This window comes from Kribbella sp. NPDC054772, assembly GCF_053611945.1.
Genome location: NZ_JBSHBJ010000010.1, coordinates 37,084 through 51,144 on the forward strand (window position 1 = coordinate 37,084; position 14,061 = coordinate 51,144).

Consider the following 14,061-nt stretch of genomic DNA (forward strand, 5'->3'; position numbering starts at 1 on the left):
TTCAGCGGGCGTGGGGGCCCCCCCCCTGGGGGTCGGGGGCGCGCCGGCCCCTCCGGCCCCGCGCCGCGGGGGCGGGGGGGGATTTCTCACCCAAACCCCCCCCCGCGACGGAGTCGCGGAATTCAAGACAGTCATGGTCCGGACCTTAGGATCGCCCTGTAGCCGCTGTGCGGCCTGCAGATGAACAGCTAGCCGCGTCGAGCGATTGCCGCGTCCCGGAGCTTCTCCAGGGTCTCTACCGTCGTGTCCCAACCCATGCAGGCGTCCGTGATCGACTGGCCGTAGGTCAGCTCGCGGGTCGGGTCGAGCTCCTGGCGGCCCTCCTGCAGGAACGACTCCAGCATCACGCCGACGATCGCCTTGTTACCGGCCGCGACCTGCGCGCCGATCTCCTCGGCGACGACCGGCTGCCGGCGGTGGTCCTTGCGGCTGTTTCCGTGGCTGGCGTCGACGACGACCCGCTCGGGCAGGCCCGCCTTGCCGAGGAGTTCGACCGCACCGGCGACCGACTCAGCGTCGTAGTTCGGGCCGCTGTCCGAGCCACGCAGTACCAGATGGCAGTCCGGGTTGCCGCGGGTGTGCAGGATCGCGGGGGCGCCGTCGTGGTCGATACCGGTGAAGACGTGCGGTACGGCGGCGGCCTTGACGGCGTCGACCGCGGTGGCGACCGAACCGTCGGGGCGGTTCTTCATCCCGATCGGCATCGACAGGCCGGAGGACAGCTGACGGTGCACCTGGCTCTCGACGGTGCGGGCGCCGATCGCGCCCCAGCCGACGGTGTCGGCGATGTACTGCGGGGTGATCGGGTCGAGGAACTCGCACCCGACCGGGAGTCCGAGTTCGGTGACCTGGACGAGGAGCTGCCGGGCGATCCGCAGCCCGCGGTTCACGTCACCGGAGCCGTCCAGGCCCGGGTCGTTGATCAGGCCCTTCCACCCGAGGGTCGAGCGCGGTTTCTCGAAGTACACCCGCATCACGACCAGGAGGCCGTCGGAGAGGCGCTCGGCGACCGGTGCGAGGCGTCCGGCGTACTCGAGGGCAGCGTCGGCGTCGTGCACCGAGCACGGGCCGACCACGACCACGAGCCGGTCGTCGACGCCGTTCAGTACGTCGGCCACTGCCTGGCGACCGCCGGCGACGGTGCCGGCCAGGTCGTCGTCGAGGGGGTACTCGTCGTGCAGGGCCTGCGGGGTGACCAGCGGGACGGTCTTCTCGATCCGTCGGTCGACGACGCGCGTCTGTTCGCTCGGTCGGGGGAGGGTGTTCATGGTGGACCTTTCCGCCGGTCGCCACGAAGCATCGCAGTCAGCCGGCTGGGAACGAGAAAAGGCAAGGACGGATGTCCTTGCCTTCGTGCCGGCTCTGGTGTCTGCGGGTGGGCGTCAGCAATCGGCTGAGTCGCCCGGCACCAAGGCCGGCCACTCAAAAAATCGCCAATAGCAACGCTTCACGAGACAGACAATAGCACCCATGAACATCCGTCCCGCCCACCAAGACGATTTCCGTCGAGCAGGTGAGCGTGCATCCGGCGTACCAAGGCAACGGGATCGGGCGGCGGCTGATCGATCACGTCGATCGGTGGGCGGGCGACCAGGGGTTTCCGGCGCTGACGCTCAGCACCTTCCGGAGTGTCCCGTGGAACGGGCCGTACTGCGCGCGGCTCGGGTTCGTGGAGGTTATGAGCTCACGCCTGGGCTGCTGGTGATTCGGGCGAAGGAAACCGGGTTCGGGCTGGACCCTGGGTCAAGTCCCTGTGCAGCGGATGTTCATGCGGCGAGAGGTTGCTGGGCAGTAACCACGAGTGGTGTGGGCTCGTTGAGGGCTGCAAGACGGTCTAGACAGCGGGGAGTGCTGCAGGTGGTGAGGCCACGGACCTTTGAGTTGGTTCGGTATCGGGATCCCAGCGGTGTGTCGGGGACCGGCGTGGTGGCGGAGGGATGTGAGTTCACCGACGGATCGGTGGCCCTGCGCTGGCGCGGCGACAACCCGGCGACAGCCGTCTGGCCGAACGTCGAGGCAATCCTCGCCGTGCACGGCCACCAGGGCGCGACCGAGATCCGCTGGATCGACGCGCAGGCGACGCCAACCGCGCCGCGGGCTTGTCTCGACAACCTCTTCGACGAGCTGCACCAGATCCGCCCGCCCTCTGCCACCGACCCGCTCACGCCGCCCGGTCACCCGCGCGGATGGGCGGCGGCCCGGCATCTCCGGTAGAACATGCCCGTGACGCAGATCTATCTGGTCCGGCACGGTGAGCCGGACTACGCGCCGATCGATTCCCGGGGCTGGCCGGGAACGGCGGCCGACTCCGCCCCCCTCACCGCCGTCGGGATGAAGCAGGCCGAAGAGCTTGCCGACCTGCTCGGCGGCATCCGCGCGACGTACCTGGTCAGCTCCCCGTTCACGCGGGCCCTGCACAGTGCCGCGATCATCGGCCACCGGCTCGCCCTCGGCGTGAAGGTCGACCACGACCTGCGCGACTGGCTGCCGAACCACAACGGACTCTGGCGCGGCGCCGCCGACGTGCGCGCCGCGCAGGCCGAGTTCGAGGCGTACGACGGCGAGTGGCCGAACGGCATCCAGCGGCCTTGGGAGCCGCTCTCGCGCGTTCGCGAGCGGGCCCGCGCCGCTCTCGCCCGGCACACCGCGAGCACCGACGGACCGGTGCTGGCGATCACGCACACGACCGTGATCCGGGCGTTGACCGGCGAGAAGAACACCGCGCACGGGGCCCACGAGTACTACCGCTACGACCCTTCAAACGGCGCCTGACGCATCTGCACGTGCAGCTGATTGTGCATCGCTGAAGTGACTCATGTCACACCTGGTGGTGACGTGAACACGCTCGCCGCCTGAAAAGGGCCGATCACGGCCCGCGACGGCGCGCGCCGATAACAATGCGCCCGAACTTCGAGACAACAAGGGTTGAACTACGTAAGAGATGAGCATAGTTTTCACCGAGCGCCCGTCCGCGCTTACGGTGAGTCAAGGAGGTTGCCATGTCGAGAGGGATGCCTCGCCTGCCCCGCCCGCTCATGGATCTGTGGGACTGGCAGTCACAAGCTGCCTGCCGGGACGTCAACCCGGAGCTCTTCTTCTCACCCGAATCGGAGCGTGGCGTTCGCAAACGCGCACGCGAGATGGTGGCCAAGTCGCTCTGCGGCACCTGCCCCGTTCAGCCCGAGTGCCGGCAGCACGCGCTGTCGGTCGGTGAGCCGTACGGCGTCTGGGGCGGCACCACCGAGTCGGAGCGCGACAACCCCGTCCTCCCCGAGCACCGCAAGTCGGCCTAGCTGATCTCAGGCAGACCCGTCGTCCTCGGTCGGTGAGTCACCGGAGCCGTTGGAGTCCTTCGGCTTCGGTGAGTCCTTCGGGTCCTCGGGCTCCGGTGGCTTCACGGTCGTGCGCGGGTCCCGGTAGCGGTCCAGAGACTTGAGGAAGTCCGGATCGTCGTCGGGCGCCAGCGGCCGACTGAGCGGCTGCGCCGAGGGTCGTCGTACGACGGGCTCGGCGCGACCGCCGTGGGTCCGCGAGATCAGCAGCCAGATGATCGGCCCGGCGAACGGGACGAACACGATCAGGACGATCCACACCAGCTTGGGCAGGTGCGGCACGTCTTCGTCGGGTGTCTGGATGCAGGAGAACAGCGCGTACACGGTGAGCACGAGGCTGATCAGGAACGGCAGAAATCGAACCACGTTCCAACAGTACGGTGCGGACCCGATCAGCGGGCGGAGGCGGTGAGTCCCCGCGCGCGCAGCACGCTGTTCTCCAGCGGCCGGAACACGAGCAGTTCGATGCCGACGCCGACCACGAAGATCAGCACGATCCCGGCGAACACCATCGAGATGTCCGACAGCGACATGCCGTTGTGCAGGAACTGTCCGAGGCCCTCACCGAGCTCCGGTGAGGTCGCGATCAGCTCGGCCGCCATCAGCGACCGCCACGAGAACGCCCAGCCCTGCTTGAGCCCGCCGAGGAACCCGGGCAGCGCCGCGGGCAGCAGGATGTACCGGATGCCGCTCAACCGACCGGCGCCGAGTGCCTTGCCGACCCGCGGCAGGATCGGCGGCACCTGGTCGAGTCCGGACACCAGCCCGTTCGCGATCGACGGCACCGCGCCGAGCAGGACGACCCAGTAGATCGCCCGGTCGTTCAGCCCGAACCAGAGGATCGCGGCCGGCACCCAGGCCACCGACGGCAGGCTCTGCAGTCCCGAGATCAGCGGCCCGATCCCCCGCCGGACGACCTGGATGTTCGCGATCGCGAGCCCCAGCGGTACGGCGATCAGCAGCGAGATCGCGAACCCGATCACGGCGCGGTGCACCGACACCCAGAACAGCTCGAGGATCTGGCCGGTGGTCACCAGTTGCCAGATCTGGCCCCAGACGTCGACCGGCGCGGGCAGCTTGAACTCGGGCCAGAACGCCGCCGCCCACAACGCCTGCCAGATCGCCACCAGGACGACGATCGCCCCAACGGGCGGCAGCACGCGCGCGGCGATCCGCCGTACCCGTGATCCTTCGGGCGCGTGGACCGGGGTGTCGAGGGCATCCAGGCCGGCCTCGACCGATCCTTCCTGGACCTCAAGCTGCGGCATGACTACTGATCACCTTTCGCAGCGCCGTGTTGATCTCGTCCACCGCGTTCGGCGCGTCCTCGACGTCCCACTCGCGCACGACCCGCCCCGGCCGAGACGACAGCAGTACGACGCGTTGCCCGAGCCGCACCGCCTCTCGGACGTCGTGCGTGACGAAGAGGATCGCCGTACCGGTCGCTTCCCAAATGCGCAGCAGCTCGCCCTGGAGGACGTCGCGCGTGATCGCGTCGAGCGCGGAGAACGGCTCGTCCATCAACAGCAACGACGGCTTGCCCGCGTCACGGGAGTCGGTCGTGGACGCGAGTGCCCGGGCGAGGGCGACACGCTGGCGCATCCCGCCGGACAGCTCGTGCGGGCGCTTGTCGCCGAGCCCGCCGAGCCGGACGAGTTCGAGCAGCTCGGCTGCCTTCGCCCGTCGTTCTGCTTTCGGTACGCCGGCCATTCGCAGCGGCAACTCGACATTCCCGGCAGCCGTCAGCCACGGCATCAGCGCAGCCTCCTGGAAGACGACGGCCGGACGTGAGGAGTTGATCTCGATGCGCCCGCTGGTCGGCCGGTCCAGTCCAGCGACCAGGTTCAGCAGCGTGGTCTTGCCGCAGCCCGAAGCGCCGAGCAGGCAGACGAACTCACCCGCGCCGACCTCGAGGTCGACACCGTCGAGCGCGACCACTGCCTTGCTGCCGGTCCCGAACGCCTTGCCTACTTGATGAAACCGCACCGGGCTGAGTTGGTTCGGCGGCGCGTCCACGATGGCGGTCATGGGAGTCTCCTTATTTACTTGGCGTCCAGGCCGGCGGCGTCGACCGTCGGCTTGCCGGCCTTGCCGAGTACCTCGTTCAGCGGCCCCAGGTCCGCGAAGCCGGCCACCGCCGGCGCTTCCTTGGCGATACCCGCCGTGACCTGGTCCTTGGCCAGCTGCGGGAACGTGGACGCGATCGGGTCCGCGGTGATCTGGATGTGCTCGAACGCCCGGTCGATGACGGCGGGCTTGAGTGCCTTGCCGGTCGCCGCCTTCAGCTGGTCGTTCACCACGGTCTTCGCGTCGGCGGTGTTCGCCGTACTGAAGTCGATCGCCGCGACCAGGCCGGACAGCAGCGCCTTCACGGTCTCCGGGTGCTCCTTCAGGAACTGCGTGCGGACGATCAGCACCGTGGTCGGGAACTTCCCGTCCGGCCACAGTGACGCCTCGTCGAGCAGTACCTTCGCGCCGGCGTCCAGGACCAGTCGCGACGACCACGGCTCGGGCAGCCAGGCCGCGTCCACGTCGCCCTTCTTGAACGCATCGAGGGTTTGCGCGTTCTCCAGGTTGGTCACCTTGACCTTGCCGGTCAGGTTCTTCTCGGCGAGCCACTTCTTCAGCGACACGTCCTGGGTGTTGCCGAGCTGCGGCGTGACGACGGTCTTGCCGATCAGGTCCTCGGGCTTGGTGATCGTCGGCTTGACGACCAACTGCGCGCCGCCGGACGTCGCACCGGCGATCAGCCGGACCGCCTCGCCGTTGGACTTCGCGTAGGCGTTGATGGCGGGGCCGGAGCCGATGAACGACGCGTCCAGCGAGCCGCCGAGCAGTGCGCCGACGGCCTCGGGGCCGGCGTTGAACTTGGTCGGCACCAGCTTGGTGCTGCCGAGGTCCTTGGCGAACAGGCCCTTGCCGAGCCCGACCAGCGCGGCGGCGTGGGTGACGTTCGGGAAGTACCCGAGCCGCAGCTCGGTGGCGGGGCCCTTGTCGGACGTGGCGGCGGCGGTGTCCTCGCTGCCGCCGGCGCGCGAGCAGCCCGCGGCGGCGACGGTCAGGGCAAGAGCTGCAGCGAGCAGGCGGAACGGACGGATGGCGGAGATGCTCACAGGAAAAGCCTTTGTCTTGAAGGAAGAAGCAGCTCAGGAAGTGGGTTCGAGCTCGCGGTCGTCGAGAAGGCTTTCGGCCTCGGAGACGGTACGGCGGGCCGCGGCGCGGATCCCGTACGCGACGATCGCGGCCCAGCCGAGGACGAGCGCGGCGTAGACGGCGTACCGCGGGCCGGTGGTGACGTCGAGACCGTTCAGGACCGTGCGGGCGTTGGTCAGGATCAGCACCAGACCGACGCCGACACCGAGCCAGCGGGTGGCGAGTCGGGACACCAGCCAGGCGGCCAGCGGAGCGGCGATCACGCCACCGATCAGCAGCGCGGCGACGAGGTCGAACGGCAGGTGTTCGCGGCCGAGGCCGAACAGGAAGCCGAGGCTGGCGGCGATCGAGACCAGGAACTCCGCAGCGTTCACCGAGCCGACGGCGCGCCGTGGCGCGAGCTTGCCGCTGGACAGCAGCGCGGAGTTCGCGACCGGACCCCAGCCGCCACCGCCGGTGGCGTCGATGAAGCCGGCAACCAGACCCAGCGGGCCGAGGAACTTGCCCGCCGGGCGACCCTCGATCACCGCCCGGACCTTCCCGGTACCGAAGCGGACCAGGATGTAGACGCCGAGCAGGAGCAGCAGACCAGCGACCCACAGCGACGCCGACTCGGTCGACAGACTCGACAGGAACGTCGCACCGGCGAACGCACCGACCGCGCCGGGCGCACCGATCAGCGCGACGACGCGCCAGTCGACGTTGCCGAAGCGCCAGTGCGACAGGCCGGACGCGAGCGTCGTACCGACCTCGGCCAGGTGCACCGAGGCGGAGGCGACGGCCGGGGTGATCCCGGTGATCAGCAGGGCGGTACTGGCGGTGACGCCGTACGCCATGCCGAGGGTGCCGTCGACGAGTTGGGCGATCGAGCCCAGCAACGCGATCAGGATGAGACGACGCACAGAACTGCTCCTACGGGTCGGAAGGAGTCGGGGCGGTGTCGATCACGGCCGAGAAGGGCCGGTCAGGTCGGGAGACGACGCTGGGGGATCAACAACCCGAGGAGTTCACGCGCAGCAGATCGACGTGCCGACGCCGGGTGAGGGCGTCTCCGGGCGCGTTCGCGACGATCTGCATAGGACTATGAAAGCGGACAAAGTCGAGCAAGATGCTCAGGTTTCAGCATCTGGACCTGTCAATCATCAACCGAGACAAGCGATCAGATGTGATCATCGACCGGTTCTGGTCAGAAGGTTGATCGCGCGCGCGGCGCCTCCCTAGGGTCGTGGGGTGCTGACACCTCGATCTCTCCAGACCGAGTACGCCGTCCGTCCGGTCGGCGTCGACGTCCCGAAGCCCCGGTTCAGCTGGGTCGCCGACTCCCCCGGGTACGGCGCGACCCAGACGGCGTACCGGATCCTCGTCGCCTCGGCGCCGGAGCTGCTGACACCGGAACAGGCCGACGTCTGGGACTCGGGGAAGGTCGAGTCGGCGCGGACCTTCGGGATCGAGTACGACGGCCCGGTCGCGGCGCGGACGCGGTACCACTGGACCGTGCTGCTCTGGGACGGTCTGGACCAGTCGGATCAGTGGGCCGAACCGTCGTCGTTCGAGACCGGCCTGCTCAACGAGGGCTTCCATAGTGCGCAGTGGATCGGCGGCACGACCGACAGCGCTCCCCTGCTGCGCCGCGCGTTCACCGTCGACGGGACCGTCCGGCGCGCGCGGCTGTACGCGAGCGGCCTCGGGTACGCCGATCTGCGGCTCAACGGTCACGCGGTGAGTGATGCCGTACTCGACCCGGGTTTCACTGCGTACGACCGCACTGTTCTGTATACGACGCACGACGTGACCGACCTGCTGCGCTCCGGCGGCAACGTGGTCGGCGCCGAACTCGGCCGCGGGTTCTTCGGGATGACCTCGGTGAACGTCTGGCGCTGGCACGACACGCCCTGGACCGCCGACCCGCGACTGATCGCCCGCCTGATCGTCGAGTACGACGACGGTCGCGTGGCCGAGGTGGTCACCGACGAGTCGTGGCGCATCACCGGCGGACCGACCCTGTCCGACTCGCTGTACCTCGGCGAGACGTACGACGCCCGGCGCGCGCTCCCGGGCTGGGACGCGCCCGGCTTCGACGGCTCGGCCTGGTCGCCGGCGAGTCTCGTCGAGGCGCCGCGCGGCACGGTGACGGCCCAGGCGCACGAGCCGATCCGGGTGATCGAGACCGTCGACCCGGTCGAGGTCACCGAGGTCCGACCGGGGGTCTGGATCGTGGACTTCGGACGGACGGTCGCCGGGTGGACGCGGCTGGCGGTCACGGCCGAGGCCGGGACGACCGTCACCCTCACGCACGGCGAGACGGTTGCTGACGGCAACGTGGCGGCGTGGAACGTGCACGTCGACGGCGACCGGATCCAGCGCGACGAGTACGTCGCGGCCGGCACCGGCGTGGAGATCTGGGAGCCCAAGTTCTCGTACAAGGGGTTCCGCTACGTGCAGGTCGAGGGCGCGCCGGCCGACGTCCAGATGCGCGTCGTGAACTCCGACGTCCCGTCGGTGACCCGGTTCACCTCGACGCAGGCGCCGTACGAACAGTACGAGCGGGCGATGCGGCGGACGATCCTCGGCAATCTGCACGGGATCCCGACGGACACGCCGTACTTCGAGAAGAACGGGTGGACCGGGGACGCGCAGGTCGGGGCGCCGACGATGCTCGCGACGCTCGGCCTGGCCCGGTTCTTCACCAAGTGGCTCGGCGACATCCGGGACAGTCAGGCGGAGTCCGGACAGTTGCCGGTGATCGTGCCGTCCAGCGGCTGGGGCTTCACCGACCTCTCCCCCGCGACCGAGTGGCCGACCGTCTACCCGTTCCTGCTCCGCGAGATGTACCGCTGGTACGGCGACGAGCGACTGCTCCGCGAGCACTGGGACTCTCTCACCCGCTACCTCGCCTGGGAACTGGACCGGGTCGAGGACGGACTGTCGGTGAGTGTTCTCGGCGACTGGCTGCCACCCGGTTTCGGCAGCGGCCCGGCCCCGGAGGACCGGCGCCTGACGGGTACGGCGTACCTCTATCGCGCGCTCGTCGTCGCCGCCGAGATCGGCGATGTGATTGGACAGCCCAACGAGTATCGCAAGGCGTCGCGGGAGCTCGCGGACGGGCTGAACCGGGCGTTCCTGGATCGCACCGAAGGCCGGTACCGCACCGAGAAGGACCCGGACTACCGGCAGACGTCCAACGCCGTACCGCTGGCTTTCGGGATCGTCCCGGAGGACATGGTCGATCGCGTCGCGGCCAATCTCGCCGCGGACGTCGAGGCGCGCGGGTTCCACCTCAACACCGGCTGCCTGGGCGTCGGCGTCCTGCTGCCGGTGCTGACGAAGCACGGGTACGGCGACGTGGCGACGAAGGTCGCGCTGCAGCGGACCTTCCCGAGCTGGGGGTACTGGTTCGAGCTCGGCGCGGACACCATGTGGGAGAAGTGGGAGGACGACTCGCGGTCGCGGAACCACTACTTCCAGGGCACGGTCGTGCAGTGGATCTTCGAGAACGTCGCCGGCCTGCGGGTGATCGACGCGGGCGCCGAGCGGATCGTGGTGCGGCCGGACGCGCGCGACGAGGTGAACTCGGCGGGCATCCGCACCGAGACGATCCGCGGCCGGGTGTCGGTGTCCTGGAAGCAGAACGGCCGGGTGCTCACCCTGGAGGTGCAGGTCCCGGTCGGCGCGACGGCGGAGGTCCATGTCCCGTCCGAGTCGGCCGAGCACGTCGACGCCGTACCGCGGTCGTTCGCGGGCTCGCCGACGTACAGCGAGGGCTACACCGTCTACACGGTCGGCGCCGGGCAGTGGGCGTTCACGAGTCGGTCGGCGTGACCTTGCGGTAGATCAGGTCGCGGACCTCGCGGCCCTCGGCCTGTGCGCGGGACTCGAACTTGGTGACCGGGCGCCACTCGGGCCGCGGGGCCCAGCCGTCGTACTGGTTGCGCAGCGACGGCTCGGCCTCGCAGACCTCGAGCATCCGGTCCGCGTAGTCCGCCCAGTCCGTTGCCAGGTGCAACGTCCCGCCGGGCTCGAGCCGGGACGCGATCAGCCCGACAAACGGCAGCGTGACCAGGCGGCGCTTGTGGTGCCGTTTCTTCGGCCACGGGTCCGGGAAGTAGATGCGGACGCCGGCCAGCGCACCGGGAGCGACGTGGTCGCGGAGGAAGTCCAGCGCGTCACCCTGTAGCAGCCGGACGTTGTCGAGGTCGTACTTCTCCACCCACAGCATCAGCTGGCCGAGACCGGCCGGGTAGACCTCCGCGGCGACATGGTTCACCTCCGGCGCGGCGACGGCGAGCTGCGCGGTCGCCTCCCCCATCCCGGAGCCGATCTCCAGCACGGTCGGCGCGGTACGCCCGAACCACTCGCCCAGGTCCAGCTCACCAGGCGGCAGGTCCTCCTGCGTCCGACCGAGCTCCGCCCAGCGCGTCGCCCAGACCCGCTTCTGCCCCACCGTCATCCGCACACTGCGCCGGACGGTGCTGAAGACACCCGCCTGCCTGACCTGATCCACAGCTTCCACCAGCAGGAGTGTATTAGTCGTCCCAGAACAGTCGCGCCACCGTGTTGTGGGCGCGGCGGGTGGTGCGCAGATAGTCGTCGGAGAACCGGCCGGACTCGCCCGGCGGGTAGCCGCAGATGTGCGCGACCGCGGCGAGGTCCCGGGGATCCCGCGGCAGCGAGTCGCTCGCCCGGCCGCGGACCAGCATGATCGCGTTCCGGATCCGGCTGGCCATCTCCCAGGCGGCGCTCAACGTGTCCGCCTCGGTCGGGTCGACGAGACCGGCGTTCACGCCGGCGCGCAGCGCCGTCAGCGTCCGCGTGGTCTTGAGGGTCGGGACCCGGTGGGCTTCCCGCAGCTGGAGGAGCTGGACGGTCCACTCGATGTCGGCCAGACCGCCGCGGCCGAGCTTCGTGTGCGTGCTCGGATCGGCGCCACGCGGCAACCGCTCGGCGTCGACCCGCGCCTTGATGCGCCGGATCTCCATCACCTCGCGCTCGCTGATCCCCTGCTCCGGATAGCGCAACGGGTCGATCAGGTCACGGAACGACTGACACAGGTCAGCATCGCCACACAGCGGGTCCGCCCGCAGCAGTGCCTGCGCCTCCCACACCGCCGACCAGCGCGCGTAGTACTGCGCGTACGACGCCAGCGTCCGGACCAGCGGACCCTGCCGTCCCTCCGGCCGCAGGTCCGCATCGATCGCGACCGCCGGATCGGCACCGGGCAGCGCCAGCATCCGCCGCAGCTCGGTCGCCGCCTGGGTCGCGAAGTCCGTCGCCTTCTTCTCGTCGGCGCCGGGGATCGGGTCGTGCACGAACATCACGTCCGCGTCGCTGCCGTACCCGAGCTCGTGCCCGCCGAACCGGCCCATCGCGACGATCGACATCCGGGTCGGCTCCGGCTCACCCTTCGCGACCGCCTTCCGGGCCACCTCGAGCGCCGTCGTCAAGGTGCCGACCGAGACCGTGGTGAGCGCCGCGCCGACGGTCTCCACGTCGAGCAGACCGGACAGGTCCGCTGCCGCGATCCGGAACAACTCGCGGCGCCGTACCGCGCGGATCGCCGCCACCGCGGCCTCCGGCGCGTCCTGACGGCGGCCGGCCGCGGACATCTCGGTCAGCAGGGCTTCCTGGGTCCGCGGCGTCAGCTCGCGTTCGTCGGCGAGCATCGCGGTCGCCTCGGGCGCGCGTTGCAGCAGGTCGACGGCGTACCGGCCGCTGGCGAGCAGGTGCGCGAGTCGCTCGGCCGACGCGCCCTCGTCGCGTAGCTGGCGCAGGTACCACGGGGTCGAACCGAGCGCGTCCGAGATCGTCCGGAACGCGAGCAGGCCGGCGTCCGGCGCGGGCGACTCGGCGAACCAGCCGAGCATCGCCGGCAGCAAGGCCTTCTGGATCGACGACCGCCGCGAGACCCCCTCGGACAGTGCCTCGATGTGCCGCAGCGCGGACGCGGGATCGGCGTACCCGAGCGCGGTCAGCCGTTGCTTCGCCGCCTCCGGAGTCAGCCGCACCTCGCCGCCCGGGATCCGCGCGACCGCGGCGAGCAGCGGCCGGTAGAACAGCTTCTCGTGCAGCCGCCGGACCTCGAGCGCATGCTTCTTCCACGCCGCGGTGAGGTCGGTGACCGGGTTCTTGGTGAACCCGAGCGAGCGGCCGAGCCGCCGCATGTCCTCCTCGTCGTCCGGCACCTGGTGAGTACGGCGTAGGCGGTACAGCTGGATGCGGTGCTCCATCGACCGCAGGAAGCGGTACGCATCCGCGAGTACGGCGCCGTCCGTGCGGCCGACGTACCCGTTGTAGGTCAGGGCCTCGAGCGCGACCAGCGTCGTACCGCTGCGGACGGACTCGTCACTGCGACCATGGACGAGCTGCAGGAGTTGTACGGCGAACTCGACATCGCGCAGGCCACCGGGACCGAGCTTCAGCTGCCGGTCCATGTCCGCGGCCGGGATGTGGTCGATGACCCGCCGCCGCATCGCCTGGACGTCGCTGACGAAGCCATCGCGGTCCGCCGCCGACCACGCCAGCAGCCCGACTTTCTGGGCGTACTCATCACCGAGCGCCACGTCGCCCGCGACCGGGCGAGCCTTGAGCAGCGCCTGGAACTCCCAGGTCTTGGCCCAGCGCTGGTAGTAGGCCAGGTGGCTGTCGAGGGTGCGGACCAGCGGACCGGATTTACCTTCCGGACGCAGCGCCGCGTCGACCGGCCAAAGCGTGCCCTCGCCGGTGTGCGCCGAGCAGATCCGCATCGTGGCGGCCGCGAGGTACGTCGCAGTTCGCAGCGCCGGTGCCTCGGGCTCACCGTCGTGCGGCTCGGCGACGAACAGCACGTCGACGTCGCTGACGTAGTTCAGCTCCCGGCCGCCGCATTTGCCCATGGCAATGATCGCGAGCCGGCAGTCGGCGGCACCGGGGTGCGCGGCGAAGTACTCGTTGCGGGCGATGTGCAGCGCGGTCTCCAGCGCCCCACCCGCGAGATCAGCGAGGACGGCGGCGACTTCGTCGACGAGCAGCCCCTCGGCCAGGTCCCGAGCGGCCAGCCGGAGCAGCAGCCGCCGGTACTCGACCCGCAGCGCGTCGACCGGGTTGTCCGCGTTCACCGCGCCGGCGAGCTTGAGCGCCACGTCCTCGACCGACGGCCGGTTCCCGGTCAGCGACGGGTCGGCCAGGTCGTACCAGTGCCGCGGGTGCAGGCAGAGGTGCCGCCCGAACGCCTCGCTCGCGCCGAGCACGAACACCAGCCGGCGCCGGAAGTCGGCATCCATCTCGAGCGTGCGGGCGAACGCGGCCACGTCGTACCCGTGTTTGTGCAGCGCCTCCGCCATCCCGCACAGGCTGTGCAGCGCGAGATCCGGGTCGGCCGACTCCGACAGCGTCGTGATCAGCTGCTCGGTCGCCATCGGACTGTGCGAGTCCAGCGCGTCCAGCTCCTCGAGCCTCCCCGCCGCCCGCTGCGGGTCCTCGAACCCGAGCCGAACCAGGCGTCCCTCCCACGACCCTCTCCGACCCTCAGCCACCTCAGAAGGCTATCCAACCCGGGCCGCGGACCGAGCAGCGGCCGGTGCGTCCGCAAAGTCTCAACTGG

At 70.0% G+C, this 14,061-nt stretch carries 14 protein-coding genes; 5 read left to right on the top strand and 9 right to left on the bottom strand.

Annotation, left to right across the window (positions count from 1 at the left end; genetic code table 11):
* Window positions 1-188: 188 nt before the first annotated feature.
* Window positions 189-1,268, bottom strand: coding sequence for a 3-deoxy-7-phosphoheptulonate synthase (locus ACWGID_RS18210; RefSeq protein WP_452197906.1), 1,080 nt, complete (start codon window positions 1,266-1,268; stop codon window positions 189-191).
* A 245-nt stretch (window positions 1,269-1,513) separates the two neighbouring features.
* On the opposite strand from ACWGID_RS18210, the gene ACWGID_RS18215 reads away from it, so the two are divergent.
* The 4 genes from ACWGID_RS18215 (at window position 1,514) to ACWGID_RS18230 (ending at window position 3,293) form a co-directional block, all read left to right on the top strand.
* Window positions 1,514-1,705, top strand: coding sequence for a GNAT family N-acetyltransferase (locus ACWGID_RS18215; protein WP_452197908.1), 192 nt, complete (start codon window positions 1,514-1,516; stop codon window positions 1,703-1,705).
* Between the two features lie 221 nt (window positions 1,706-1,926).
* The gene (locus ACWGID_RS18220; RefSeq protein WP_452197909.1) at window positions 1,927-2,214 is read left to right on the top strand and encodes a hypothetical protein; all 288 of its coding nucleotides are present in this window, start codon (window positions 1,927-1,929) and stop codon (window positions 2,212-2,214) included.
* A 3-nt stretch (window positions 2,215-2,217) separates the two neighbouring features.
* Window positions 2,218-2,772 (top strand): histidine phosphatase family protein, encoded by a 555-nt coding sequence (locus tag ACWGID_RS18225; protein ID WP_452197911.1) that lies wholly within the window; start codon window positions 2,218-2,220, stop codon window positions 2,770-2,772.
* 227 nt (window positions 2,773-2,999) lie between these two features.
* Window positions 3,000-3,293, top strand: a complete 294-nt coding sequence (locus tag ACWGID_RS18230; protein ID WP_141862871.1) for a WhiB family transcriptional regulator — start codon at window positions 3,000-3,002, stop codon at window positions 3,291-3,293.
* Window positions 3,294-3,299: 6 nt separating this feature from the next.
* Here the strand turns inward: ACWGID_RS18230 and ACWGID_RS18235 are convergent, their stop codons facing one another.
* The 6 genes from ACWGID_RS18235 to ACWGID_RS18260 all read right to left on the bottom strand — a co-directional run bounded on the left by ACWGID_RS18235 (window position 3,300) and on the right by ACWGID_RS18260 (window position 7,562).
* Window positions 3,300-3,698 carry a PLD nuclease N-terminal domain-containing protein gene (locus ACWGID_RS18235; protein WP_452197913.1) on the bottom strand — a complete coding sequence of 133 codons (399 nt, stop codon included), beginning with the start codon at window positions 3,696-3,698 and terminating at the stop codon, window positions 3,300-3,302.
* Window positions 3,699-3,724: 26 nt separating this feature from the next.
* Window positions 3,725-4,600 carry an ABC transporter permease gene (locus ACWGID_RS18240; RefSeq protein WP_452197915.1) on the bottom strand — a complete coding sequence of 292 codons (876 nt, stop codon included), beginning with the start codon at window positions 4,598-4,600 and terminating at the stop codon, window positions 3,725-3,727.
* Complete coding sequence (locus ACWGID_RS18245; RefSeq protein ID WP_452197917.1) at window positions 4,587-5,360, bottom strand: ABC transporter ATP-binding protein; 774 nt, start codon at window positions 5,358-5,360, stop codon at window positions 4,587-4,589. Before ACWGID_RS18245 ends, ACWGID_RS18240 begins: the two co-directional genes overlap by 14 nt.
* A 14-nt stretch (window positions 5,361-5,374) precedes the next feature.
* Window positions 5,375-6,445 (bottom strand): ABC transporter substrate-binding protein, encoded by a 1,071-nt coding sequence (locus ACWGID_RS18250; RefSeq protein WP_452197919.1) that lies wholly within the window; start codon window positions 6,443-6,445, stop codon window positions 5,375-5,377.
* A gap of 33 nt (window positions 6,446-6,478) precedes the next feature.
* A complete protein-coding gene (locus ACWGID_RS18255) occupies window positions 6,479-7,387 on the bottom strand; it encodes a sulfite exporter TauE/SafE family protein (RefSeq protein WP_452197921.1) in 909 nt (302 codons plus the stop codon).
* Window positions 7,388-7,475: 88 nt separating this feature from the next.
* Window positions 7,476-7,562, bottom strand: coding sequence for a putative leader peptide (locus ACWGID_RS18260; protein WP_387775242.1), 87 nt, complete (start codon window positions 7,560-7,562; stop codon window positions 7,476-7,478).
* 153 nt (window positions 7,563-7,715) lie between these two features.
* Here ACWGID_RS18260 and ACWGID_RS18265 point away from each other — a divergent pair, with 153 nt between their 5' ends.
* Window positions 7,716-10,304: a family 78 glycoside hydrolase catalytic domain gene (locus tag ACWGID_RS18265; RefSeq protein ID WP_452197923.1), complete on the top strand. Its 2,589-nt coding sequence runs from the start codon at window positions 7,716-7,718 to the stop codon at window positions 10,302-10,304.
* Here ACWGID_RS18265 and trmB read toward each other — a convergent pair.
* Complete coding sequence (gene trmB / locus ACWGID_RS18270) at window positions 10,285-10,995, bottom strand: tRNA (guanosine(46)-N7)-methyltransferase TrmB (RefSeq protein ID WP_452197925.1); 711 nt, start codon at window positions 10,993-10,995, stop codon at window positions 10,285-10,287. The two genes, ACWGID_RS18265 and trmB, sit on opposite strands and share 20 nt — an antisense overlap.
* Before the next feature lie 13 nt (window positions 10,996-11,008).
* On the bottom strand, window positions 11,009-13,993 hold the full coding sequence (locus tag ACWGID_RS18275) for a bifunctional [glutamine synthetase] adenylyltransferase/[glutamine synthetase]-adenylyl-L-tyrosine phosphorylase (protein ID WP_452197927.1): 2,985 nt from the start codon (window positions 13,991-13,993) through the stop codon (window positions 11,009-11,011).
* Window positions 13,994-14,061 lie beyond the last annotated feature (68 nt).